Annotated in this window: 17 protein-coding genes; 10 read left to right on the top strand and 7 right to left on the bottom strand. The window is 70.9% G+C overall.

The features are described from left to right. Positions 1-13 precede the first annotated feature (13 nt). From BLW76_RS42200 to BLW76_RS42190, 3 genes are all read right to left on the bottom strand, one after another. The gene (locus tag BLW76_RS42200) at positions 14-2506 is read right to left on the bottom strand and encodes a polynucleotide kinase-phosphatase (RefSeq protein ID WP_091317821.1); all 2493 of its coding nucleotides are present in this window, start codon (positions 2504-2506) and stop codon (positions 14-16) included. Further along, positions 2503-3870, bottom strand: coding sequence for a 3' terminal RNA ribose 2'-O-methyltransferase Hen1 (locus tag BLW76_RS42195; RefSeq protein ID WP_091317819.1), 1368 nt, complete (start codon positions 3868-3870; stop codon positions 2503-2505). Before BLW76_RS42195 ends, BLW76_RS42200 begins: the two co-directional genes overlap by 4 nt. A 68-nt stretch (positions 3871-3938) precedes the next feature. Then, positions 3939-5711 carry an RICIN domain-containing protein gene (locus BLW76_RS42190; RefSeq protein ID WP_091317817.1) on the bottom strand — a complete coding sequence of 591 codons (1773 nt, stop codon included), beginning with the start codon at positions 5709-5711 and terminating at the stop codon, positions 3939-3941. Between the two features lie 142 nt (positions 5712-5853). Between BLW76_RS42190 and BLW76_RS42185 the strand changes: the two genes are divergently transcribed. The 3 genes from BLW76_RS42185 (at position 5854) to BLW76_RS42175 (ending at position 9202) form a co-directional block, all read left to right on the top strand. Continuing rightward, on the top strand, positions 5854-7821 hold the full coding sequence (locus BLW76_RS42185; protein WP_091317816.1) for a thioredoxin domain-containing protein: 1968 nt from the start codon (positions 5854-5856) through the stop codon (positions 7819-7821). A gap of 38 nt (positions 7822-7859) precedes the next feature. Beyond that, positions 7860-8555: a hypothetical protein gene (locus BLW76_RS42180; RefSeq protein WP_091317814.1), complete on the top strand. Its 696-nt coding sequence runs from the start codon at positions 7860-7862 to the stop codon at positions 8553-8555. Positions 8556-8644: 89 nt separating this feature from the next. Beyond that, positions 8645-9202 carry a hypothetical protein gene (locus BLW76_RS42175; RefSeq protein WP_091317813.1) on the top strand — a complete coding sequence of 186 codons (558 nt, stop codon included), beginning with the start codon at positions 8645-8647 and terminating at the stop codon, positions 9200-9202. Between the two features lie 121 nt (positions 9203-9323). On the opposite strand, the gene BLW76_RS42170 is transcribed toward BLW76_RS42175, so the two are convergent. Together BLW76_RS42170 and BLW76_RS42165 are read right to left on the bottom strand one after the other, a co-directional pair. Continuing rightward, positions 9324-9746, bottom strand: a complete 423-nt coding sequence (locus BLW76_RS42170) for a hypothetical protein (RefSeq protein ID WP_091317811.1) — start codon at positions 9744-9746, stop codon at positions 9324-9326. Positions 9747-9757: 11 nt separating this feature from the next. Beyond that, a complete protein-coding gene (locus BLW76_RS42165) occupies positions 9758-10723 on the bottom strand; it encodes a DUF6745 domain-containing protein (protein ID WP_091317809.1) in 966 nt (321 codons plus the stop codon). Between the two features lie 171 nt (positions 10724-10894). Here BLW76_RS42165 and BLW76_RS42160 point away from each other — a divergent pair, with 171 nt between their 5' ends. Both BLW76_RS42160 and BLW76_RS42155 read left to right on the top strand, forming a co-directional pair. Continuing rightward, positions 10895-12280, top strand: a complete 1386-nt coding sequence (locus BLW76_RS42160; RefSeq protein WP_091317807.1) for a glycoside hydrolase family 28 protein — start codon at positions 10895-10897, stop codon at positions 12278-12280. Positions 12281-12360: 80 nt separating this feature from the next. Then, the gene (locus BLW76_RS42155) at positions 12361-14250 is read left to right on the top strand and encodes an acyl-CoA dehydrogenase family protein (protein WP_091317806.1); all 1890 of its coding nucleotides are present in this window, start codon (positions 12361-12363) and stop codon (positions 14248-14250) included. A gap of 60 nt (positions 14251-14310) precedes the next feature. Here the strand turns inward: BLW76_RS42155 and BLW76_RS42150 are convergent, their stop codons facing one another. After that, positions 14311-15045 (bottom strand): DUF2382 domain-containing protein, encoded by a 735-nt coding sequence (locus BLW76_RS42150; RefSeq protein ID WP_091317804.1) that lies wholly within the window; start codon positions 15043-15045, stop codon positions 14311-14313. Between the two features lie 296 nt (positions 15046-15341). On the opposite strand from BLW76_RS42150, the gene BLW76_RS42145 reads away from it, so the two are divergent. Next, the gene (locus tag BLW76_RS42145) at positions 15342-15815 is read left to right on the top strand and encodes a carboxymuconolactone decarboxylase family protein (protein WP_091317802.1); all 474 of its coding nucleotides are present in this window, start codon (positions 15342-15344) and stop codon (positions 15813-15815) included. 195 nt (positions 15816-16010) lie between these two features. Next, a complete protein-coding gene (locus BLW76_RS42140; RefSeq protein WP_091317801.1) occupies positions 16011-16358 on the top strand; it encodes a hypothetical protein in 348 nt (115 codons plus the stop codon). A gap of 284 nt (positions 16359-16642) precedes the next feature. Here BLW76_RS42140 and trhA read toward each other — a convergent pair whose 3' ends face one another. Then, positions 16643-17284 (bottom strand): PAQR family membrane homeostasis protein TrhA, encoded by a 642-nt coding sequence (gene trhA, locus BLW76_RS42130; RefSeq protein ID WP_091317797.1) that lies wholly within the window; start codon positions 17282-17284, stop codon positions 16643-16645. Between the two features lie 115 nt (positions 17285-17399). On the opposite strand from trhA, the gene BLW76_RS42125 reads away from it, so the two are divergent. From BLW76_RS42125 to BLW76_RS42115, 3 genes are all read left to right on the top strand, one after another. Next, the gene (locus tag BLW76_RS42125; RefSeq protein ID WP_167384910.1) at positions 17400-18176 is read left to right on the top strand and encodes an isoprenyl transferase; all 777 of its coding nucleotides are present in this window, start codon (positions 17400-17402) and stop codon (positions 18174-18176) included. A 448-nt stretch (positions 18177-18624) separates the two neighbouring features. Then, on the top strand, positions 18625-19917 hold the full coding sequence (gene phoH2 / locus BLW76_RS42120) for an RNA 5'-3' helicase PhoH2 (protein WP_091317794.1): 1293 nt from the start codon (positions 18625-18627) through the stop codon (positions 19915-19917). A gap of 107 nt (positions 19918-20024) precedes the next feature. Further along, positions 20025-23096: an amidohydrolase family protein gene (locus BLW76_RS42115; protein WP_091317792.1), complete on the top strand. Its 3072-nt coding sequence runs from the start codon at positions 20025-20027 to the stop codon at positions 23094-23096. Positions 23097-23098: the final 2 nt, after the last annotated feature.

Below are 23098 nucleotides of genomic sequence, written 5' to 3'. Positions count from 1 at the left end.
TCCTGCAAGCGGCTCACAGCCGCGGGTCCACCGGGTCCGACTCCAGCGCGAGCACCGCGAACACGCACTCGTGCACGCGCCAGAGCGGCTCGCCCCGCGCCACCCGCTCCAGGGCCTCCAGCCCCAGCGCGTACTCGCGCAGCGCGAGCATCCGCTTCCGGTTCAGCCCGCGCTTGCGCAGCCGCTCCAGGTTCTCCGGCAGCGTGTAGTCCGGGCCGTAGATGATCCGCAGGTACTCGCGCCCGCGCACCTTCACCCCGGGCTGGACCAGCCCGCGCGTGCCCCGGGTCAGGTTCGCCGCCGGCTTGACGACCATGCCCTCGCCGCCGGCCGCCGTCAGCTCCTCCCACCACGCGACGCCCTTGGCGACCGACGCGTCGTCGAGCAGGTCGACCTCGAGCGTCCGGGTGCGCTGGAAGCGCGGTCCGGTCAGCTGGTCCAGCACGGACAGGTGCCAGGCGTGCGGCCGGTCGTGGTAGGCCTTCCCCTCCGACGCCAGCAGCTGGAACGGCGCCAGCCGCACGCCGTCCAGGCCCGCCGTCGGCCAGCAGTAGCGCCGGTACGCCGTCCGGTAGGAGTCCACTGTGGACGCCCGGGTCGCCGTCCGCGCCAGCAGCTCCGAGACGTCGATGCCCCGCGCGGCCGCCGTCGCCAGCGCCGAGACCGCCGACGGCAGCACCGCCTGGGCGGCCGCCCCCACCGACGCGTACTGGTCGGCGATCAGCGAACCCGCCTTCGCGCTCCACGGCAGCAGCTCGGCGTCGAGCAGCAACCACCCCGAGTCCAGCTCCTCGAACAGCCCGGCCGCCGCCGTGCGCACGTCGGCCAGCAGCGCGTCGTTCTGCGCCGCCGAGAAGAACGGGCGCCCGGTCCGCGTGTACACCGCCCCGCCGCCGCGGATCCCGAAGCGGCGGTACGCCACTTCGTCGTCCCGGCAGACCAGCACGACGGCCCGCGAGCCCATGTGCTTCTCCTCGCACAGCACCGACTGCACGCCGGCCGTCCGGTACTCGGCGAAGGCCTCCTCGGGGTGCTCCAAGTAGTCCTCGCGCGTCGACGTCGAACACGGCGCCATCGTCGGCGGCAGGTACGCGAGCCACCGCGGGTCGACCGCGAACCGGCTCATCACCTCCAGCGCCGCCGCCGACTGCTCCGCCGAGACACCGACCCGGCCGTGGTGCGCGGTCTGCACGATCCGCTTCCCGGTGACGTCGGTGAGCTCCAGCACCGCGGGCTCGCGCCCACCCAGCGGCCGCGCGGAATCCAGCGGGCGAGTCGGCTCGTACCAGACCCGGTGCGCCTTCACCGAGACGACTTCGCGCTCCGGGTAGCGCAGCGCGGTCAGCTTGCCGCCGAACACGGCGCCGGTGTCGAGGCACATGGTGTTGTTGACCCACTCCGCCTCCAGCGTCGGCGTGTGCCCGTAGAGCACCATCGCCGACCCGCGGTAGTCCCGCGCCCACGGCAGCCGCACCGGCAGGCCGTACTCGTCGGTCTCGCCGGTCGTGTCGCCGTAGAGCGCCATGCTGCGCACCCGTCCGGACGCGCGCCCGTGGTAGCGCTCGGGCAGCCCGGCGTGCGCGACGACGAGCTTGCCGCCGTCGAGGACGTAGTGCGCGATCAGGCCGTCGCAGAACTCGTGGACCTGGCGGCGGAACTCCTCGCTCTCCGCGCCGAGCTGCTCCAGCGACTCCGCGAGCCCGTGCGCGACGTTGACCTTCCGCCCGTGCAGCGCGCGCACCAGCTTCTGCTCGTGGTTCCCGCACACGACGAGCGCGTTGCCGGACGACGCCATCGCCATCACCCGGCGCAGCACGCCCGGGGTGTCCGGCCCGCGGTCGACGAGGTCGCCGACGAACACCGCGGTCCGCCCGGCCGGGTGCACGCCGTCGACGTACCCCAGCTCGGCCAGCAGTTCCTCGAGCTCGGCCGCGCAGCCGTGGACGTCGCCGATGACGTCGAACGGCCCGGTCAGCTCGCGCTTGTCGTTGCGCAGCGGCTCGACGACGATCTCCGCCTCGGCCACCTCGGCTTCCGACCGCAGCACGTGCACGCGCCGGAAACCCTCGCGCTCCAACGACTTCAGCGAACGCTGCAGCTCGCCGCGTTGCCGCCGGACCACGTGGTCGCCGAAGTCGCGGTCGGGCCGCCCGGCGTTGCGGGCGACGCAGACCGGCAGCGGCAGGTCGAGCACGATCGCCGTCGGCAGCACGTCGTGCTCCTTCGCCAGCTTCACCAGGCTCGCCCGCGAAGCGCGCTGGACGTTCGTCGCGTCGATGACGGTCGTCCGCCCGGCCGCGAGCCGCTTGGCCGCGACGTAGTGGAGCGCGTCGAAGGCGTCGGCGCTCGCCGACTGGTCGTTTTCGTCGTCGGCGACGAGCCCGCGGAAGAAGTCGCTGGAGAGCACCTGCGTCGGCGCGAAGTGCGTGCGCGCGAACGTGGACTTGCCGGAGCCGGAAGCGCCGACGAGCACGACGAGCGCCATGTCGGGGACGGTCAGCTTCACGCGGCCACCTCCTTGTGGGTGGTGAAGACCGCCATCTGGGTCGGCGGTCCCGATTCCTGGTCCTCCGGTCCGATCGGCACGTATCGGACGTCGTAGCCGCGTCGGGTCGCGACGCTGTCCGCCCAGGCGCGGAACTCGGCTCGGGTCCATTCGAACCGGTGGTCGGCGTGCCGGAAATGCCCCATCGGCAGGAACTCGAACAGCCGGTTGTACTCCGCGTTGGGGGTCGTGACGAGCACCGTGCGCGGCGCCGCGACGCCGAACACCGCGTGTTCCAGCGCCGGCAGGCGGTCGGCGTCGACGTGCTCGACGACCTCCATGAGCACGGCGGCGTCGAAGCCGGCCAGCGCCGGGTCGGCGTAGGTGAGCGCGGACTGCCGCAGCGTGACGCGCGAGGTGTCCTTCAGCCGCTTCTCCGCGATGTTCAACGCACTGCTCGACACGTCGACGCCGACGATCTCGGTGAACGACCGTTCTTTCTCGAGCACGCGCAGCAGCGCGCCGGGGCCGCAGCCGAGGTCCAGCACGCGCCGGGCGCCCGCGGCCCGCAACGCGGCGAGCACGCTGCCGTGACGCTGGGACGCGAGGCTCTCCGGCTTGTCCGGAACCTCGGTGACCAGCGCTTCGGCCTCCGCCGGGACGTCGTCCGCCTCGGCCAGCCGCGAAAGGGCGTACGCGACGACCGGGCGGCGCCGCTCCAGGTAGCGGTTCGTGATGAGCGTCCGCTCGGGGTGCGCGGCGAGCCAGCCGTCGCCGGCGCGCAGCAGCTTGTCGGCCTCGTCCTGGCCGACCCAGTAGTGCTTGTCGCCGTCGAGGGCGGGCAGCAGCACGTACAGGTGGCGCAGCGCGTCGGCGACCCGCTGGACGCCGGTGAGCCGCAGGTCGACGTAGCGGCTGTCGCCCCACTGCGGGAACTGCGGGTCGAGCGGGATCGGTGTCGCCGAAACGCGCCAGCCGAGCGGCTCGAACAGCTTGTGCACGACCTCGGGCCCGCCACGGGCCGACAGCGACGGCACGTGGATCTCCAGGTCGAAGGGCACGTCGACGAGCTCGGGCCGGGCGGTGCACCGCCCGGCGAGCGCGGTGGTGAACGCGGCCCGCAGCGCGACCGCGAGGTACGAGCCCCCGGCGTACGGCCGGTCGTTGACGTACTGCGTCAGCGACGTCCCGCCTCCTCGGACGAGTTCGACAGGATCGATCTCGACGAACAGGGCGGCGGTGCAGCGGTCCGGCGACGCCTCCGGGTAGAAGACGTGCGCGGTGCCGGCGGACAGCGCGACCGACTGCGCCTTCTCCGGATGCTTGTGCAGGAGAAAGCCCAGGTCGGTGGCCGGTTTCCGGGTGGTCGTGATGGTCAGCAACACCGGCACAGTGTGGCCGAGGAGCCGGTGACCGCGCGCCCGGTTTTCCCGGGGGCGCGGTCACCGGCCGGCTACCTGAGCGGTGTCCCACCCGAGTTGTGGTACGCGATCGTCTTCTTGATCAGGTTGCCGCCGTCGGTCTCGACCGAGGTCTGTTCCTGCTGTCCGGCGCCGAACAGGATGGCGGCGACGTGCGCGTCCGCCACCTGGTCCAGGTGCGAGAAGAAGTAGTCCACCTTGTCGTCCTGGTAGTGGTTCAAGGTGTTGTCCTGCGCCATGTTGCCCACCGGGACCTGCCAGAGAACCACGGGCTTGCCGACCGATTCGGCCATGGTCTTGTAGAACTTCAGCGTGGCCGCGCCCTGCTGTTCGGTCCAGAAGGTGTTGCGGCCGCCGTTCGCCGGCTTCGCGTACCAGCCGGCGTCGCGGTCCGACACGTCGGTGACCAGGAAGTCGGCGTTCTTCGCGCCGAGTTCCGCGTAGTCCTTCACACACCCCTGGATGTTGTTTTCCCAGTCCCAGCAGGTGAGGTGGAGGCCCGCACCCGCGTTCGGCGCGTACTTGTGCACCATGTCGACCAGGCAACGGGCCAGGCCGGCGGCGCTGTTCTCCTGCGTACCGCAGTCCGTCGGGTTCGCGGCCTTGACCTGCGCGGGGACCTGGTGCGGGCTGCCGAGGGAGCGGACGTAGCCCCAGAAGTCGGGCTCGATGTCGATCATGTCCTGCGACTTGCCGATCTTCTGGAGGAAGAAGCGGTAGTCGTTCAGGTAGCGGGTCAGCAGGTCGGTCCGGTTGATGGCGACGACCTCGCCGGGACCGTCGCCCTGACCGGCCGCGTCCCCGAGGTCGCGCAGCGAGTACCAGGTCCAGAGGTACTTCTGCGGGCGCGGCTTGCCCTGGTAGGTGGCCTGGGCCACGTGCTGGTCGCCCCAGGTCACGTAGAAGCCGGGCGCGGTGGTTTCGCCGGTCCAGCAGCCCCACCAGCTCGACCACTCGGGCTTGCAGCGCGTCGCCGTGTAGTAGTCCGAGGACGGCGCGGGCTGGCTGTGCACGTAGTTGTAGCGGATGTCGAACGGCGCGGCCGCGGCCGAGGCGTCGTTCATCGAGCCGCCGATGAGCAGCGTGTCGCTGCCCATGAACCGGGTCGTCGAAGCCCGGGGGCCGGTGGTGGGTGTCGACGACGCCGGCGCCGGGCGGGTGCTGCTCGGGGTCTGGCTCGGCGGCGTCACGCTGGTGCGCGGTGTGGTGGCCGTCGTGGGCGGGGCGGTGCCATCGACGCTCCCGGCCGGGACGAGCTGCCACTGCTGGTTGGCGCCGCCCCAGTCCCAGTACTGGGCGATGCGTGTGCCGGGGGTCTTCGAGCCGGCGGGGACCTCGACGGCCATGCCGCTGAAGCGGTTGATCAGGCGCACGTGGCCGTCCGGCGACTTCTCGAGGCGGAACTGCTGGTTGGCGCCGTTCAGGTCGTGCCACTGCACCATGGCGGCGCCGGCGGTCTTCGACCAGCGGTAGTCGTCCAGCACGTTGCCGGAGTTGCGGTTCTGCAGCCGGTAGTAGCCGTCACCCGCGTCGATGAACCGCCACTGCTGGTTGGCCCCGTCGTGCCGGCCCCACTGGACCACGGCCGCACCGTCGTTCTTCGCGAAGGCGGAGCCGTCCAGCGCCTCACCGCTGGTGCGGTTGACCAGGACGTACCAGGACTTCGGGTCCACGGTGTCCGCCGAGGCCGTGCTGACCACGACCACGGAACCGGTCACGACGGACAGGACGACGGCCGCCCAGAAACCCCGGCGCTGGAACAGCCGGCGGCCGCGATGGCGCGGCGTGGGTGGGCGAGGGGACATGTCGGTGCTCTCTTTCGGTCGCTGCCTCTGACGCCGGCCGCGTGGCCGGACGACCCTGGGTTGCCGCCGGCCGCCGAAAGGTTGCCGCGAGATTTGCCGCGGCTGCCGCGCGCCCGGTTTTGCCGGGTGCCACCCTGGACACATGAACCGCCTCGCGCACGCGACCAGCCCGTACCTGCTCCAGCACGCGGACAACCCGGTCGACTGGTGGCCGTGGGGGCCGGACGCGCTCGCCGAGGCGAAACAGCGGAACGTGCCGATCCTGCTTTCCGTCGGGTACGCCGCCTGCCACTGGTGCCACGTCATGGCGCACGAGTCGTTCGAGGACGCCGGGACAGCGGCGCTGATGAACGGGAACTTCGTCAACATCAAGGTCGACCGCGAGGAGCGGCCCGACATCGACGCCGTCTACATGGCCGCCACGCAGGCGATGACCGGCCAGGGCGGCTGGCCGATGACCTGCTTCCTCACCCCGGACGGCGAGCCGTTCCACTGCGGCACCTACTACCCGCCGTCGCCGCGGCCGGGCATGCCGTCGTTCCGGCAGCTCCTGGCCGCCGTCACCGAGGCGTGGCAGGAGCGGCCGGACGAGCTGCTGGACGGCGCCAAGCAGATCGTCGCCCACCTCGCCGAGCAGACCGGGCCGCTTCAGGAGTCCGTTGTGGACGAAGCCGTGCTCGCCGGCGCGGTCGGGAAGCTCCAGCAGGAGGCCGACGAGGTCAACGGCGGGTTCGGCCGCGCGCCGAAGTTCCCGCCGTCGATGGTCCTGGAGTTCCTGCTGCGCCACCACGAACGGACCGGCTCGCAGGTCGCGCTGTCCCTAGTGGACAAGACGGCCGAAGCCATGGCTCGCGGTGGCCTGTACGACCAGCTGGCCGGCGGCTTCGCGCGCTACTCCGTCGACGCCGAGTGGATCGTGCCCCACTTCGAAAAGATGTTGTACGACAACGCGCTGCTCCTGCGCTTTTACGCGCACCTCTGGCGGCGAACCGGCTCGGCGACGGCGTTGCGCGTCGCCACCGGAACGGCGGAGTTCCTCTTCGAAAGCCTGCGGACACCCGAAGGTGGCTTCGCGTCTTCGCTGGACGCGGACACCGAAGGCGTCGAAGGCCTGACGTACGTCTGGACGCCCGAGCAGCTGCGCGAGGTGGTCGGCGACGATTCGGTGGCCGAGCTGTTCGGCGTCACTCCCGAAGGCACCTTCGAGGAGGGCGCGTCGACGTTGCGCCTGTTCGGCGACCTGCCGGAAGAGCTGCGCGTCAAGCTCCTGGAGGCGCGCGCGAAGCGGCCGCAGCCGGGCCGCGACGACAAGGTGATCGCGTCCTGGAACGGCCTGGCGATCACGGCGCTGGCCGAGGCGGGCGTCGCCCTGGATCGTCCACAGTGGATCGATCGGGCGCGCGAGGCGGCCGAGCTGCTGCTGCGGGTGCACGTCGTCGACGGACGGCTGCGGCGCAGCTCGCGCGACGGCGTCGTCGGCGAATCCGCTGGGGTGCTGGAGGACTACGCCTGCGTCGCCGACGGGTTCCTCGCCCTGCACCAGGCAACGGGCGACGCGAAGTGGCTCACCGAGGCGACCCGGCTGCTCGACCTGGCGCTGGCGCACTTCGCGTCCCCGGACGTCCCCGGCGCGTACTTCGACACGGCCGACGACGCCGAGACGCTGGTCCAGCGCCCGGCCGACCCGGGTGACAACGCGAGCCCGTCGGGCGCGTCCGCGCTGGCCGGGGCACTGCTGACGGCGTCCGCGCTGGCGGGACACGCTTCGTCGGCCCGCTACCGGGACGCGGCGGAGCAGGCGTTGCGGCGGGCCGGGGTGCTGGCCGGGCGGGTGCCGCGGTTCGCCGGGCACTGGCTGTCGGTGGCCGAGGCGCTGCAGGCGGGCCCGGTGCAGGTCGCGGTGGTGGGCGCGGATCCGGCGTTGCGGCTGGCCGCGGCCCGCGGCGTGCACGGCGGCGGCATCGTGCTGGCCGGCGAGCCGGACGCGCCGGGCGTGCCGTTGCTGGCCGAGCGCCCCCTGGTCGCCGGCGCCGCGGCGGCGTACGTGTGCCGGGGGTACGTGTGCGACCGGCCGGTGACGTCCGTCGAGGAGCTGGCTGCGCGGCTCTGATCGCCCTGGGGAGCGCGCGCCCGAATTATGCTTTTCCGATGGGCCAGTGGTGGGACCTGTGGATGCGGTGGTGGGCCGGGGAAAAAGTCGACGGGGCGCAGCTGTGGGGCCTGCCGATGCTCGTCTGGGGCCGGATCGGCAAGGGGCTGCAGTTCGCCGGCGGCCTGACGGTGGTGCTCGACCTCGTCGGCCCGGAAAGGTTGCGCGCCTTCGGGAAGCGGCTGTACGTCGTGAACTGGACGAAGAAGGTGGCGTCGCCGGCTGAAGGGGTCTCGGTCGTGGTCGCCGTCGTCACCTTGCTGGCTTACCTCGCGTTCTTCGCGCTCACGCTCGCCGGCACGGTGTTCGGCTGGGCAGAGCACCTCATCCGGCCCGTCAAGGATCTGGTCGCCTGGGCGAAGCCGGTGCTGGATTCCTTCTGGTTCCAGTACCCGCTGGTCCTGCTCATCTTCTTCATCGCACTCGGTTCCGCGCTGGCCGCCAAGCCGAAGAGCAGGGCGGAGGCCCGGAGCGTGGGGCGGCTGGGCTGCCTGTTCGCGCCGGTGGTCCTGGTCGCCGCGATCCTGGCCGGGTTGATCCTGTTGCCGTGGGCGGTGGTGATCTACGGGATCTGCTGGCCGTTGAGCCGGGGGATCGCCTTCCTGCTCGACCACAAGAAGCCGGGCTGGATCGTGTACGTGGTGGCGTTCGCCTTCGTCGTGATCGGCTTTCACTTCGACATGCTGGCGTCCTGACGTTGCGCCCTGGGTGAACGCGGTGCCGTTCGTGGCGTCGTCGGGGTAACTTCAATAGCGATGTAATCATGTAATCGCGGAGGTGCGACATGGGACGCGGATGGCGCGGAAGCAGCGGATGGCAGCAGGCAGAGGTCCCGTCGGCGGACGACGCGGCGGCCTGGTTCGGCGGCCGCCTCCCCGACGGCTGGTTCACGGGCGCCCCGGAGATCAAGATCGACCGCGAAGAGATCATCGTGGTCGGCGAACTCCCGGCCCTGACGGAGGAGTACGCGGACGACGCAGCCCGAGCGGCGGCCGAAGAGGGCCGGATCAGCAGGTACCGCGAGGAGACGCGCGACGAGCGCATCGAGATCGCGCGGCAGGCCGAGCACCGCTACCAGCGCAAGGTGTCGTGGGGAGCCCGGCTGGGCGGCACGAAGGCGCTGTTCACGACGCATTCGGCCCCGGTGATGACGCGCCTGCGCCAGCCAGAGCGCCTGGTACTGGACACGCTGGTGGACGCGGGCGTGGCCCGGTCGCGTTCGGACGCACTGGCCTGGGCGGTGCGGCTGGTGGGCCGGCACGCGGACAGCTGGCTGGGCGAGCTGCGGGACGCGATGACCAAGGTCGACGACCTGCGCTCGAAGGGCCCGGACCTGGCCTGAAGGTCGTTCGGCCTATGGAACGGCCGGGCCGCGCGGTGCCGCCCCCTCGGTGGCACCCCGCGACCCGGCCGTGGGGTGCTGCCCCCTCGGCAACACCCCACAACCCCGCGATCCAGCCGCCCTAGTCCGCGACCAACGCCGGCTTGCGGAACCCGGCAGCCGGCTCCCGCTGCCGCCGCACGAACCACGCTCCGGGGGCGATTCCGGTTGCCCCGTGTTCCGGATGGATCAGCCACACCGGCGCCGTGTTCTCGAACGCCGCGATCGCCAGCTGTTCCGGGTCCTTCAGCCAGGTCGTCATGCGGCACGTTCCGCGGTCCGCCACCAGTGTGTGCGGGTTGTTGCCCGCCTCGCCGCGGACCAGCTCCCGCCCCTCGGCGGGCAGCTCCCACCAGTCGCGCGGCTGCCGGCCGAGCAGAGCCAGCGGCAGCACGATCAGGTCACCCTGAGCCTGGAGCCCGTCGATGACCGGCACCGTGACCTGGCGGTCCAGGTGGTCGAGGACGTCGAGTCCGGTCCGGTCGAGCAGTTCGGCAAGAAACATGTGATCACCTCTCAAGTCCGGCGCTGCAGGCGCGCGTACTGAGCTCCGGTGAGCCCGTACGACCAGCCGGCCGCGTCCAGGGGATGGTCGAATCCGGCGGGCACGCGCAGCCCGTGGCGGCGGCGGGTGCCGTCGCGCTCCACCGAGCCGTTCACCGCCAGCAGCAGCCGCGAAGGCGCGTGCCACTTCTGCGGCGGCAGGTCGTAGAGCTGCAGTTCGCAGCCCGGATTGCCGGGGTCGGGTGCCCGGCTCAGGATCCGCATCCCGGACTGCTCGATGTACGCCGTCCAGCCGAGGTGCTCGATCGCGCACCGGCGCACCTCGACGTCGGACTCGCGGTGGATCCGGTCCGCGGTGGGGTCTTCGATCACCCAGGACGGCACCCGCGTGCCGTGCCAGGCGTACACATCCCGGCCGTCGGGGTAGACCACCGCGGGCCCGGACGCGCTGTGCAGGCGGCGCTCGTCGTCGAGACGGAGGGCCGACGGCCGGTCCGCGACGACGCAGACGCCGTCACGCGGCCACCACCAGCCGCAGGAGCGGACGAGAGTCGCCCACAGCTCCAGCTCCGGGTCACCCGAGTCCGGCGTCACCCAGTAGGCGTCCTGCTGGCCGTACCAGTACAGGCCGAGCGACGGCCGGATGCCGGACCGGACCAGGTCGGCGAAGGCTTCTTCGACGGTCTGCCGCGCCTCGGGCGAAACATCGCGCCGACGTTTCCGCAGTGTGGCCGCCCGGGTCGCCATCCGGGCTTCCACCGGCTCCGCGGAAAGGGCTGGTGACGCTCGCAGCCGCCACGCGGCAGCATCCGGGGAACCGACCCAGACGAACCGCGGGGGTGGCTCGCCGAGCAGGGCGTAGAGCCGGGTGATGGCGTCCTCGGCCGCGGGACGATCCGCGGGGTCCGTGCAGAAGGCGTGGCTCAGCCACTCGGAAATGTCAAAGGATCGGCGGTCCGGCCGCCGCGGGGCGCTCAAAGCGCGAGGGCGGGCACGCCCTTTCGAATCGACATGCCCCGATCATGACAGCCTTTTCGCCGACCGCGCAACCCTGGACCTGGAGCCACTCGCGCGCCTAGAGTGCGTCGTGCCCGCGGTCCGTGCCGCGGTTCCGTCGTCGCACCAGGTCTTTCCGTGAAGGACGTGTCCATGGACGGCAGGTTCACCCGGCGGCAGCTGATCAAGGGCGGGCTCGCGGTGGCGGCGGTGCCGCTGCTCCCGGCCTTGCCCCCGTCGCGGGCTTCGGCGGTGCCCCGCATCGACGTACCGGCGCTCCCGTGGCCGGCGGCGAACGACATCGTCGCGAACACGACGATTCCCGTGTTCCCCGACCGCAGTTTCCCGATCACCGGCTACGGCGCGAAGAACGACGGCAAAACCGACAACACCGCAGCCATCGCGAAAGCGATCGACGCCTGCGCCGCGGCCGGCGGCGGCCACGTGATCGTGCCCGGCGGCGGCAGTTTCCTCACCGGCGCCATCCGGCTCAGGAGCAACGTCGACCTCCACCTCGAAAACGGCGCGGTGCTCAAATTCAGCGGGGACGCCTCGAAGTTCCCGAACGTCCTGACGCGCTACGAAGGCATCGAGTGCGTCAACCGTTCGCCGATGGTCTACGCCTACGGGGAAAAGAACATCGGCCTCACCGGCCGCGGCACGCTCGACGCGGCGGCGACGTCGTCGTGGAACAAGGGCAGCGACCGCGCCTACCTGGAATCGCTGGTGGCCAAGGGAATCGCGCCGGAGAAGCGGGTCGTGCCGGGCTCGGGGCACACCATGCGGTCGACGTTCGTCGAGCCGTACGCCTGCGAAAACGTGCTGATCCAGGGCATCACGCTGAAGAACTCCATGTTCTGGCAGCTGCACCCGACGCTGTGCCGCAACGTCACGGTCGACGGCGTCAGCACCGACCCCAGCACCGCGCACAACAACACCGACGGCTGCGACCCGGAGTCGTGCGACCACGTCGTCATCGCGAACTGCACCCTGGGCGCGCACGACGACAACATCGCCATCAAGGCCGGCCGCGACGCCGACGGGCGCCGGGTGAACGTCCCGTGCCAGAACCTCGTCGTGGTGGACTGCGTGATGAACGGCAACTGGGGCGCGATCACCTGCGGCAGCGAGCAGACCGGCGGGATCCGCAACGTCTACGCCTACCGGCTCACCGTGAAGGGTGACACGAAGTTCGCCCTGTACGTGAAGTCCAACACGCTGCGTGGCGGGTTCACCGAGAACATCAACCTGGACGGCGTTTCCGGCACGTTCGCGCGCAACTTCGTGTACGTGACGTCGACGTACAACAGCCAGACCGGCAGCCACCTCCCGTCGTTCGGGCCGTTCACGATCGGCAACTGTGCGAGCACGAAGATCGGCGGGAAGACCTTCGACGTCAGCGGGCTTTCGAACGCCCACGTCCACGGCCTGAGCGTGGCAAACTCCACGTTTAACGGCGTGTCCGACACGTCGAACACGCTGAAATACGTGGACAACGCGCGCTTCACGAACGTGACGGTCAACGGCAAGCCGATCTGACCCTGCGGGATCGCGCACGCTGCGGCAGGCTTACTACCAACGAGTAGGAAGCCTGCCGTTCGTCCTTTCCGGAGGTTGCCGTGGACGTCCCCGAAGTGCCATCGAAGGTGGCTCCGGACGCGCTCACCGCCGTCCTCGACGGTCGCTGGGCCGAGCTGCGCCGCGGGGTGCGGGCGCAGATGGCCGAGGCGCGGTTCCGGGACCCGGTCGACCTCGGCATCGAGGAACACCGCGCCCAGGTGCTCGACCAGCTGCGCGCCCTCGCGGCCACCGACCGGCCCGGCCTGGGCTTCGACCCGGCGTACGGCGGCGGTGGCGACGTCGGCGGCTCGGTGACGTCGTTCGAGCTGCTCGGCTACGGCGACCTGTCGCTGATGGTCAAGGCCGGCGTGCAGTGGGGCCTGTTCGGCGGTGCCGTCCAGCTGCTCGGCACCGAGCGCCACCACGAGCGCTACCTGCGCGGGATCATGAACCTCGACGTCCTCGGCTGCTTCGCGATGACCGAGCACGGCCACGGGTCCGACGTCCAGCACCTGCGCACCACGGCGACCTGTGTGGACGGTGGGTTCGTCATCCACACGCCGGACGACATGGCGCGCAAGGAGTACATCGGCAACGCGGCCCGCGACGGCCGCATGGCGGTGGTCTTCGCCCAGCTGATCACCGGCTCCGAGGAGCGTGGCGTGCACGCGTTCCTCGTCCCGATCCGCGACGAGTCCGGAGCCCCGGCGCCCGGTGTGTCCATCGAGGACTGCGGACCGAAGGCCGGCCTCAACGGTGTCGACAATGGACGGTTGGCCTTCGACAACGTCCGTGTCCCGCGCGAAGCCCTGCTGAACCGCTTCGGCGACGTCGCCGAGGACGGGACGTATTCGAGCCCGATCGAGAGCGACAGCCGCCGGTTCTTCACGATGCTGGGCACGCTGATCCGCGGCCGGGTGAGCGTCGGCGGCAGCGCGGGGAGCGCGACCAAGCGCGCGCTGGCACTGGCCGTCCGCTACGGCGAGCACCGGCGCCAGTTCGCGAAGCCGGACGGCGACGAGGTCGTCATCCTCGACTACCTCGGGCACCAGCGGAAACTGCTGCCGGCGCTGGCGAAGACGTACGCGCTGCACTTCGCCCAGGAAGAGCTGGTCTCGAAGCTGCACGACATCGACGCGTCGGCGCCGGAGGAGGAGCAGCGTGAGCTGGAATCCCGCGCGGCCGGGCTGAAGGCCCTCAACACGTGGCACGCGACGGCGACGATCCAGGCCGCGCGCGAGGCCTGCGGCGGGGCGGGCTACCTGGCGGAGAACATCCTTCCGGGCCTGAAGGCCGACACGGACGTCTTCACCACGTTCGAGGGCGACAACACGGTGCTGCTGCAGCTGGTCGCGAAGGGCCTGCTGACCAGCTACAAGCAGGACTTCGAGGACCTCTCGCCGCTGGCGACGGCCCGGTTCGTCACCGACCAGGTGGTCAGCGCGATCCTGGAGCGGACGTCGGTGCGCAAGGCGCTGGAGTCGCTCACCGAAGGGTCCGACTCGGACGTCTTCTTCCGCCGCGAGTGGCAGCTGCGGCTGTTCGAGGACCGCGAGGAGCACGTCGTCGAAGGCGTGGCGAAGCGCCTGCGCAAGGCGGCGGCCGACCCGTTCGGCGTGTTCAACGCGGCGCAGGACCACGTGCTGCGCGCGGGCCGCGTCCACGTCGAGCGCCTGGTGCTCGAAGCGTTCGTGGCCGGCATCGAGCGCTGTGAGGACCCCGACGCCCGCGCGCTGCTCGAGCGCGTCTGCGACCTGTACGCGTTGTCGGCGATCGAAGAGGACCTGGCGTGGTTCCTCGGCCACGGCCGGCTGACGGCGTCGCGCGGGAAGGCCGTCACGTCGGCGGTGAACCGGCTGTGCGCGGAGCTGCGCCCGCACGCGCGCACGCTGGTGGACGCGTTCGCGATCCCGGAGCAGTTCCTGGCGGCGCCGATGCTGACGTCCTGATCGCGGCGGTGACCCAGGCGGGTGGCCGGTATCGGGGCCCGGCCACCCGCCCGGGAGCCGTCACGACCGGCGGTGCCGTCGGTCGTCGTCGGTGACCTCGAACTGCTCCTTGCGGACCTTGCCGGACACGGTCTGCTCGTCGCTGACCGTCTCCTTCCGCAGGCGTGCGCGTTCGACCGGCACGGTCTCCTTGCGCACCACGGGTTTCTCCGCGTGCAGCACCACGTCCTGCTCGGCCTCGCCGATCTCCGCCGGACCGCCGCGGCCGCCGGTGATCGGCTCGCGCTCGACGCGCACCTCTTCGTGCCGCACCGGCACGGTGACCTGCTGCTCTTCGGTGACGACGTACTTGCGCAGCCGCACGTGCCCGGTCTCGACCTGCTCGGTCCCGACGTTCAGCCGTTCCTCGGACCGCGTCATGACGCGGTCGTCGCGCTTCCCCTTCGCGGTCCGGTCCATCCGCCCGTCGGGGGACGTGCGCGGCACCGGCAGGCCGTAGTGCTGGTAGAGCTGCGTGCTCTCCTCGGGCGACAGGTGCCCGTCGGCGTCAATGCGGGGCGCGTCGGAGACGCTGTCCTTGTCGACCTGGACGTGGACGCCGTCGGAGTCCGCGTGCGCGCCGGAGAGCGGGACGAAGCTTTCCTTGGTGCCGAACAGGCCGGTCCTGACGGTGATCCACTCGGGCTCGTGCGTCGCGTCGGCGAGGTAGACGTTGCCGACCTTCCCGAGCTTGTTGCCGTCCGGGTCGACCACGGCGCTGTCGATGAGTTCCTCGGGCTGCATGGTCCTGGCCATCGCGGTCGTGCTCCTTCCACGTCGATTCGTTGCTGAGCCCCACCGTCGGCCGCTCCGGCGGGCGCGGCAACCGTCGTGGTGTCCCGGTGGGTGACCCCTGAACGTGATCGTTTGAAGCGCCTCCCGCGGGCCAGGCGGGATGGGGAACGCAGGTGGAGCGGGGTGCTCCCGGCGTGACCGGGCGCCGGCGCGGGAACGCGAAGGTGTGGCTGTGACCGGCGTCACGTCCGGTGCTGTCACAACGCCGTCGCGGCGGTCGTCAAGGGGGTGAACCAGACGAGAAAAGGGGAACGGCGATGGAAACGCGGCTCAACATGTTCGAGAACGAGGTCACCAGCAAGTTCGCCAAGCGCCTGATCGCGGCGTCGCGCCCGGCCGAGGAGTCGTCGCTGCCGAAGGCGACCCAGGAACTGGTGAAGATCCGCGCGAGCCAGATCAACGGCTGCGGCATGTGCCTGGACATGCACACGAAGGACGCGGCGGCGGCCGGCGAGACGGCGGTCCGCCTGGCGCTGGTGGCGGCCTGGCGCGAAGCGGTGGTGTTCACCGAGGCGGAGCGCGCGGCCCTGGCGCTGGCGGAGGAGGGCACCCGCCTGGCGGACACGCACACCGGCGTCAGCGACGAGACGTGGGCGGCGGTGCGGAAGCACTTCGACGAGGAGCAGGTCGGCGCGCTGGTCGCCCTGGTGGCCACGATCAACGCGTGGAACCGGCTGAACGTGATCGTCCGGAACCCGGCGGGCGAGTACCAGCCCGGGATGTTCGGCTGACCGGGACTTTCCCCTTCGTGCGGCGTCTGTCCAGCTTGGATGGTGACGACCGCGCGGAGGGGGAACCCCCGACCGTGGCACACCACTGTGGACACCGCTCGGCGTAAGGTGTTTGAGTGCCGGGACGGGTGATGTTGTCCAAACCATCGGGTGATGTCGATAAAGGACAGCAGCGGTTTGTCCGAAGATTTTATCATGATGAAAAAGACGCTCTTCGCAGCCGCAGTCATCGGTGGCGCCATGCTCGCTGTTGCCGCGCCGGCTTCCGCCGGTGAGGGTCACCACCCGGGCGGCGGCATCAGCATCGGCGACAACCTCTGCGCGGCTCCGTGGCAGTGGAACGGTCCCTTCGAGGTGCTGCACGCGGGCCACGCGCCGGCGTACGCGGCCTGCAACAACAACTCCACCGGCGGCGGTCACGGTGGCATCAGCATCCTCAACAACGCGTGCCTGCTGCCCTGGCAGTGGAACGGTCCGGTCGAGCTGCTGACGGTCGACCACAACCCGTCGTACGTCGCCTGCAACGGCAACTCCGCGGGCTGACAAAGGTTCCAGCCGCCGGTGGTTGATTGAGTGTGCATCAACCAACTGCGGCCCGGACAGGCCGAAAGCGCGGCCGCTCACTCGATGTCGAGTGGGTGGCCGCGCTTTCGCGTTTGAGGCCGGCCGAGGACCAGGACCCGGAAGTCTTCCCGTCGGAGGGCGCGCGCCGGCGAGCCATCAGGCTGGATCACTGGGCGGGCCGAAACCGCATGTTCGTCCTGGTCTTCACGGTCGGCTGCTGGCGCGTGTGCGCGAAGGCGCGAAAGCGGTACCGGCAGCGCTGATCAGGCGTACATGGCCAGCCAGATCGCGATGTAGTGCGACACCGCGGCCAGCACGGTGCACGCGTGGAAGAACTCGTGGTACCCGAACGTGTCCGGCCAGTGGTTGGGCCACTTCACCGCGTAGAACACCGCGCCCAGCGTGTAGAACAACCCGCCCACGCACAGCAGCACCAGCGCGGCGATCCCGGCGTGCGAGGCCAGCTCGGGGAAAACGAAGACCGCGACCCAGCCCAGCGCGATGTAGATCGGCACCCCGAGCCACCGCGGTGCGTGCGGCCAGAGCATCTTCAGCGCCACTCCGGCGATCGCGCCGCCCCAGACGATCGACAGGATCACGTAGCCGGTCGGTTTCGACATCGCCAGCAACGTGAACGGTGTGTACGTCCCGGCGATGAACAGGAAGATCATCGAATGGTCCGCGCGCTTCATCCACTTGTACGCGCGAGGACTCCAGAACTTGCGGTGGTACAGGGCGCTCACGCCGAACAGCCCCAGCACCGTCAGCCCGTACACCGACGTCGCCAGCGCGGCGACCGGCGACACCGTGGACGCGGCCAGGCTGATCAGCGCCGCGGCCGCGGCCAGGGCACCGAAGAACGTCCAGAAGTGGATGTGCCCGCGCAGCCGGGGGCGGAGGTCCACTACGGGCTCGGGTGGTTCCGTCGTCAGGCTCACGTACTCCAGGTTACGGGAGCGTAGGTTCTCCGGCAGTGCTCAAGTCACGCGCCTCACACCGGGGTGCGTAGGCTGACTCGACGTGAGTGTTCGCTCGTTCTTGTCCGACGTCGTGTACAGCGCCTACGGCAGGCGCCTCATCCAGCAGGCCGCCGGCCGGCATCCGCGGCACATCGCCATCATGCTCGACGGCAACCGCCGGTGGGCCCGGGAAGCGGGCTTCACGGACGTTTCGGACGGGCACCGCGCCGGGGCGAAGAAGATCGCCGACTTCCTGAGCTGGTGCCAGGAGGCCGACGTCGAGGTCGTCACCATGTGGCTGCTGTCCACCGACAACCTCAACCGCGACCCGGACGAGCTCACGCCGCTGCTGAAGATCATCACCGACGTCACCGACGAGCTCGCCGCACCGGGCACGCCGTGGCGGCTGCGGATCGTCGGCGCGCTCGACCTGCTGCCCGCCGACGTCGCGAAACGGCTCAGCGAAGCCGCCACCCGCACCGAGGGGCGGACCGGGATGGAGGTCAACATCGCGGTCGGCTACGGCGGGCGCCAGGAGATCGCCGACGCCGTGCGGAAGCTGCTGCTGCAGCACGCCGACGAGGGAACGTCCATTCACGAGCTGGCGAAGATCCTCGACGTCGACCACATCTCCGAACACCTCTACACCTCGGGCCAGCCCGACCCGGACCTCATCATCCGCACCTCCGGTGAGCAGCGGCTTTCCGGTTTCCTGCTGTGGCAGTCCGCGCACTCGGAGTTCTGGTTCACCGAGGCCTACTGGCCCGCTTTCCGCCGGGTGGACTTCCTGCGTGCCATGCGTGACTACGCCTGGCGGCACCGCCGCTTCGGCTCCTAGGGCACCCGGAAACCGCTGGTCACGACCCCCGGAGCGCACCCAGAGTTGATTTCGGACGACCGACGGTGAGATGACGATCTGGCGAATCACCGTGTTGGCTCCCTGCGCGATCCCGCATTCGTGGGTACCTTCCGAGGTGAGGGCACGCGTTCCGTGCGGGTCCTCGCGGGAGGCCCTGGTCGTGGCGGTGATCGAGGGGGCGGCTCAGCCGCCCACGAGACGCTCGAGGGGGCCGGCGCCCGGCCCTCGTGGCCGCACCACCTGACCCAGGTCAGGCGGAGTGGTCCAGCCAGGGAGGTGCCCGGCCCAGCGAGTGCGGGCGTGAGGTGCACACGCCCTCGAGGGAGATGCCGTCGTGACTGCGCAGCGTTTGCCCCGCAAGGCCTCTGGCCACTCTTCGACCGGTGCCGTTTCCGGCCCGGAGAAAGCGCCCGAATCCCAGCAGCACATGTACGTGCTCGACACGTCGGTCCTCTTGTCGGACCCGTGGGCGGTCACTCGGTTCGCCGAGCACGCTGTCGTGCTGCCGCTGGTCGTCATCAGTGAACTGGAGGCGAAGCGCCACCACCCGGAGCTCGGCTGGTTCGCCCGGGAATCCCTGCGCATGCTCGACGACCTGCGCCGGCAGTACGGCAGGCTCGACGCGCCGCTCCCCATCGGGGACCACGGCGGCACGCTGCAGGTGGAGCTGAACCACTCGGACCCGTCGGTGCTCCCGTCCGGGTTCCGGACCGACTCCAACGACCACCGGATCCTCGCCTGCGCGCTCAACCTGGCGGCGGAGAACCAGGCGGTCACGCTGGTGACGAAGGACATCCCGCTGCGGGTCAAGGCCGGGGCCGTCGGCCTCGAGGCGGACGAGTACCGCGCGCAGGAAGTGACGCCGTCCGGCTGGACGGGCATGGCGGACGTCGATGTCCAGCAGGACGTCATCGACGCCCTGTTCGGCGGCAGCACCGTCGATCCCGTCGAATGGGGCATGGACGAGCTCGCCGAGCTGCCCTGCCACACCGGGCTGCGGCTGCTCGCGGGCAGCTCCAGCGCGCTCGGGCGGATCACGGCGGACAAGCGCATCCGGCTGGTCCGGGGCGACCGCGAGGCGTTCGGCCTGCACGGCCGCAGCGCCGAGCAGCGCGTCGCGCTCGACCTGCTGCTCGACTCCGACGTCGGCATCGTGTCGCTGGGCGGTCGCGCCGGCACCGGCAAGTCGGCGCTCGCCCTCTGCGCCGGCCTCGAGGCCGTGATGGAACGCCGCCAGCACCGCAAGGTCGTGGTGTTCCGGCCGGTCTACGCGGTCGGCGGCCAGGACCTCGGCTACCTGCCAGGGTCCGAGAGCGAGAAGATGCAGCCGTGGGCGCAGGCGGTGTTCGACACGCTCGGCGCGCTGGTCAGCCAGGACGTCCTCGACGAGGTCTTCGACCGCGGCATGCTCGAGGTGCTCCCGCTGACCCACATCCGCGGCCGGTCGCTGCACGACACGTTCGTCATCGTCGACGAGGCGCAGTCGCTGGAACGGAACGTCCTGCTCACGGTGCTTTCGCGGCTCGGCACGGCGTCTCGCGTGGTGCTTACGCACGACGTCGCCCAGCGTGACAACCTGCGCGTCGGACGGCACGACGGCGTCTCGGCGGTGATCGAGAAGCTCAAGGGCCACCCGCTGTTCGCGCACGTCACGCTGACGCGCTCGGAGCGGTCGCCGATCGCCGCCCTGGTCACCGAGATGCTGGAGGACCACGGCTGACCCAGCGGTCCCGATGCCCGGCAAACGTTTCCGCGTTTGCCGGGCATCCGGTGAAAAACCCGCTCGGCCGCTATACCGCCGATCCCGGGCTGGGCATAGTGGGCCGGATGGGGCCGGAAAATCTTTTGCGTCGTGAGCTTCTCGTCCGAAGTGGTGCCGCCGCTGCCGCGCTGACCGTGGCCGGGGCAGGGGTGGCCGAGGCCGAACCGGAGGTCGCCCCGGGTGGCGTGGTGCTCCGGGAAGGCACCAACATGTCCGCCGCGCTGTCCCCGGACGGCCGGTGGCTCGCGGTCGACCTGGTCACCGGGATCTGGGTGCTGCCCGCCGGCGGCGGCCGCGCCCGGCGGCTCACCGACGACCTGCAGGACGCGACGCTCCCCAGCTGGTCGCCGGACGGCCGCCGGATCGCGTTCCAGTCCTACCGCGACGGCAACTTCCACCTGTACGTCATCGATGTTGCCGGCGGCGCGCCCCGCCAGCTCACCAGCGGGCGGTTCGACCACCGCGAGCCCGCGTTCTCCCCGGACGGCACCAAGCTCGCCTTCAGCAGCGACCGGGACGGCAGCTACGGCATCCACCTGCTGGACGTCGCTTCCGGAGCGATCAGCACGGTCGTGTCCACCGCCGACGAAGAGGCGTCGCCGCGGTGGTCGGCCGACGGCACGAAGCTCGTCTTCACGGTGAACGACACCGCCATCGACGTCGTCACCCTGGGCACCGGCGCCCGCACGCGCCTGGTCACCGCAACCGGCGTGGACAGGTTCTACGGCCCGGCGTTCGGGCCCGGCGGGCAGCCCAGCTACCTGCGGCTGCGGGGCGCCGACGCGGACCTCATGCTCGGCGAGGAGCAGCTGACCCAGGGCGAGGACGTCTTCGGCTTCGCCGCGAACTGGTCCGGGACCGCCGTGCTCTACACCGCCGACGGGCACATCCGGCGGCGCGAACTGTCCGGCGCCGTCACGGACATCCCGTTCGAAGGCAGCGTGTCCACGGCACCGCGCGACTACCGGAGGCGGGTCCGCGACCTGGACTCGGCCGCGCCGCAGCCCGTCCGCGGCATCGCCGGTCCGGTGGTGTCCCGGGACGGCAGGCAGATCGCCTTCCGGGCCCTCAACGCCATCTACGTCGTCGCGGCCGGCGGGGGCAGGCCGCAACGGCTGATCGACGACGGCTACTTCAACTCCGACCCGGACTTCCACCCCGACGGGACCAAGCTGCTCTACACGAGCGACCGCCTCGGCACCGCCGACCTGTGGCTGCGTGACCTCGGCACCGGCGAGGACCGCGTCCTCACGCAGCTGCCGGGCGCGCAGGTCGCGCCGCGGTGGTCGCCGGACGGCGGCCGGATCGCTTACGCCGACCAGGACGGCGCCACGTGGATTTATGACGTGGCCACGAACAAAGCCCAGCAGGTGACGCCGCCGCTGTTCATGCCGGGCCGGCCCACCTGGTCGCCCGACGGGTCGGTCCTCGCGCTGGCCGCGGTGAAGCCGTACTCGCGGCGGTACCGCGAAGGCACCAGCCAGATCCTCACGGTCGACCTGAAGACCGGCGAACTCCGCTACGCCGAGCCGATGCCGTTCCGCTCGCTCGCCACCCGCGGCGACGACGGTCCACTGTGGTCACCCGCTGGCAGGTACCTCGCGTTCACGGTCGAAAGCGTCGCCTGGATCGCCCCGGTCGACGCCACCGGACGGCTGATCGGCGCGCCGCGGCAGGTCACCCACGACGTCACCGATTCCCTGGCGTGGCAAGGGAACGACACGCTCGTGTACCTGTCGAAGGGGCAGCTCAAGGCGCAGAAGATCACCGGCGGCGAGCCGCGCACGATCCGGCTCGCCTTCACGTGGGCCCGGCCGCGCCCACCGCAGCGGACCGTCGTCCACGTCGGCGCGGCGTGGGACGGCGTGGCCCGGACGCTGCGGCGGAACGTCGACATCGTCGTCGACGGCGGCCGGATCGCCGACGTCCGGCCGCACCGGGACGCGCCCGGAACCGTCGACGCGCACGACCTGACCGCCATGCCCGGGCTCGTCGACCTCCACAACCACTGGCACCTGCGCGGCAGGCAGTGGGGCGACCGGCAGGGCAGGCTGTGGCTGTCCTACGGCATCACCACGACCCGCTCGCCCGGCGACCCGGTGTACCAGATGCTGGAGACGCGCGAGGCCCTCGAATCCGGCGACCGCGTCGGGCCGCGGTTCTTCGGCACCGGAGAAGCCATCGACGGCTCCCGGATCTACTACAACTTCATGCGGCCGACGCTGTCGCCCGGGCAGCTCGACCTGGAGCTGTCCCGCGCGGTCGAGCTCGAATACGACATGATCAAGACGTACGTGCGGCTACCCGTGGCCTCCCAGCAGGCGGTGGTCCGGGCCGCGCACCGGGCGGGGATCCCGCTGTCGTCGCACTACCTGTACCCGGCGGCGAACATCGGCATGGACGCGATGGAGCACACCGGGGCCACCAACCGGCTCGGCTACTCGCACACCGTCAGCCGGACCGGCCGGGCGTACCAGGACGCGATCGCGTTGTTCACCCGCTCCGGGATGTCGATCACGCCGACGTTGTTCACGTCCCGGGCGCTCTACGCGGACGACAAGTCGCTCGTGACCGACGAACGCACCGAAGTCCTGTTCCCGCCGTGGGAATACGCACAGCTCAAGACCACGGCGGACACCGCGGGCAACCCGGAGAACGCGTACCTCCGCCGGGTCCTCGCCGGGAACGTCGACATGGTGCTGCGGATCCACCGGGCGGGCGGGTTCGTGGTCACCGGCACGGACTCGCCGCTGGACAACGTGGCCGTCTCCACCCACCAGAACCTGCGGGCCATGGTCGCGTTCGGCTTCACGCCGTACGAAGCGCTCACCACCGCCACCCGCAACCCGGCGCGGTGGCTGGGCCTGGCGGACCGGATCGGGGTGCTCAAGCGCGGGGCGTACGCCGATCTGTCGCTCGTCAGCGGCAACCCGTTGCAGGACATCAAGGCGGCCGCGAACGTCCGCACCGTGATGGTCGGCGGGGTGCTGCGCACGGTCGGCGAGCTGCTGGCGCCCTACCGGAGCCGGCCGGGCACGCGGGCGGCCACCGAGGTGGTGCCCGCGGCCCGGTCAGCGGAGAAGCAGCACTGGTGGCACGTTCCGGAGTGGTCGGAACACGTGTGCTGCGCGGGCTGAGC

It is taken from the genome of Amycolatopsis tolypomycina (genome assembly GCF_900105945.1).
GTDB lineage: Bacteria > Actinomycetota > Actinomycetes > Mycobacteriales > Pseudonocardiaceae > Amycolatopsis > Amycolatopsis tolypomycina.
Note: the sequence above shows the minus strand (reverse complement) of the source record. Positions and strands in the feature narration are given on the sequence as shown.

Bases quoted from the DNA above. Each gene is read 5' to 3' on its own strand.
- BLW76_RS42140 (WP_091317801.1), top strand. From the start codon at position 16,011: ATGATGAAAAAGACGCTCTTCGCAGCCGCAGTCATCGGTGGCGCCATG.
- BLW76_RS42170 (WP_091317811.1), bottom strand. From the start codon at position 9,746: ATGTTTCTTGCCGAACTGCTCGACCGGACCGGACTCGACGTCCTCGAC.
- BLW76_RS42175 (WP_091317813.1), top strand. From the start codon at position 8,645: ATGGGACGCGGATGGCGCGGAAGCAGCGGATGGCAGCAGGCAGAGGTC.
- BLW76_RS42150 (WP_091317804.1), bottom strand. From the start codon at position 15,045: ATGGCCAGGACCATGCAGCCCGAGGAACTCATCGACAGCGCCGTGGTC.
- BLW76_RS42180 (WP_091317814.1), top strand. From the start codon at position 7,860: ATGGGCCAGTGGTGGGACCTGTGGATGCGGTGGTGGGCCGGGGAAAAA.
- phoH2 (WP_091317794.1), top strand. From the start codon at position 18,625: ATGTACGTGCTCGACACGTCGGTCCTCTTGTCGGACCCGTGGGCGGTC.
- BLW76_RS42160 (WP_091317807.1), top strand. From the start codon at position 10,895: ATGGACGGCAGGTTCACCCGGCGGCAGCTGATCAAGGGCGGGCTCGCG.
- BLW76_RS42145 (WP_091317802.1), top strand. From the start codon at position 15,342: ATGGAAACGCGGCTCAACATGTTCGAGAACGAGGTCACCAGCAAGTTC.
- BLW76_RS42185 (WP_091317816.1), top strand. From the start codon at position 5,854: ATGAACCGCCTCGCGCACGCGACCAGCCCGTACCTGCTCCAGCACGCG.
- BLW76_RS42190 (WP_091317817.1), bottom strand. From the start codon at position 5,711: ATGTCCCCTCGCCCACCCACGCCGCGCCATCGCGGCCGCCGGCTGTTC.
- BLW76_RS42115 (WP_091317792.1), top strand. From the start codon at position 20,025: ATGGGGCCGGAAAATCTTTTGCGTCGTGAGCTTCTCGTCCGAAGTGGT.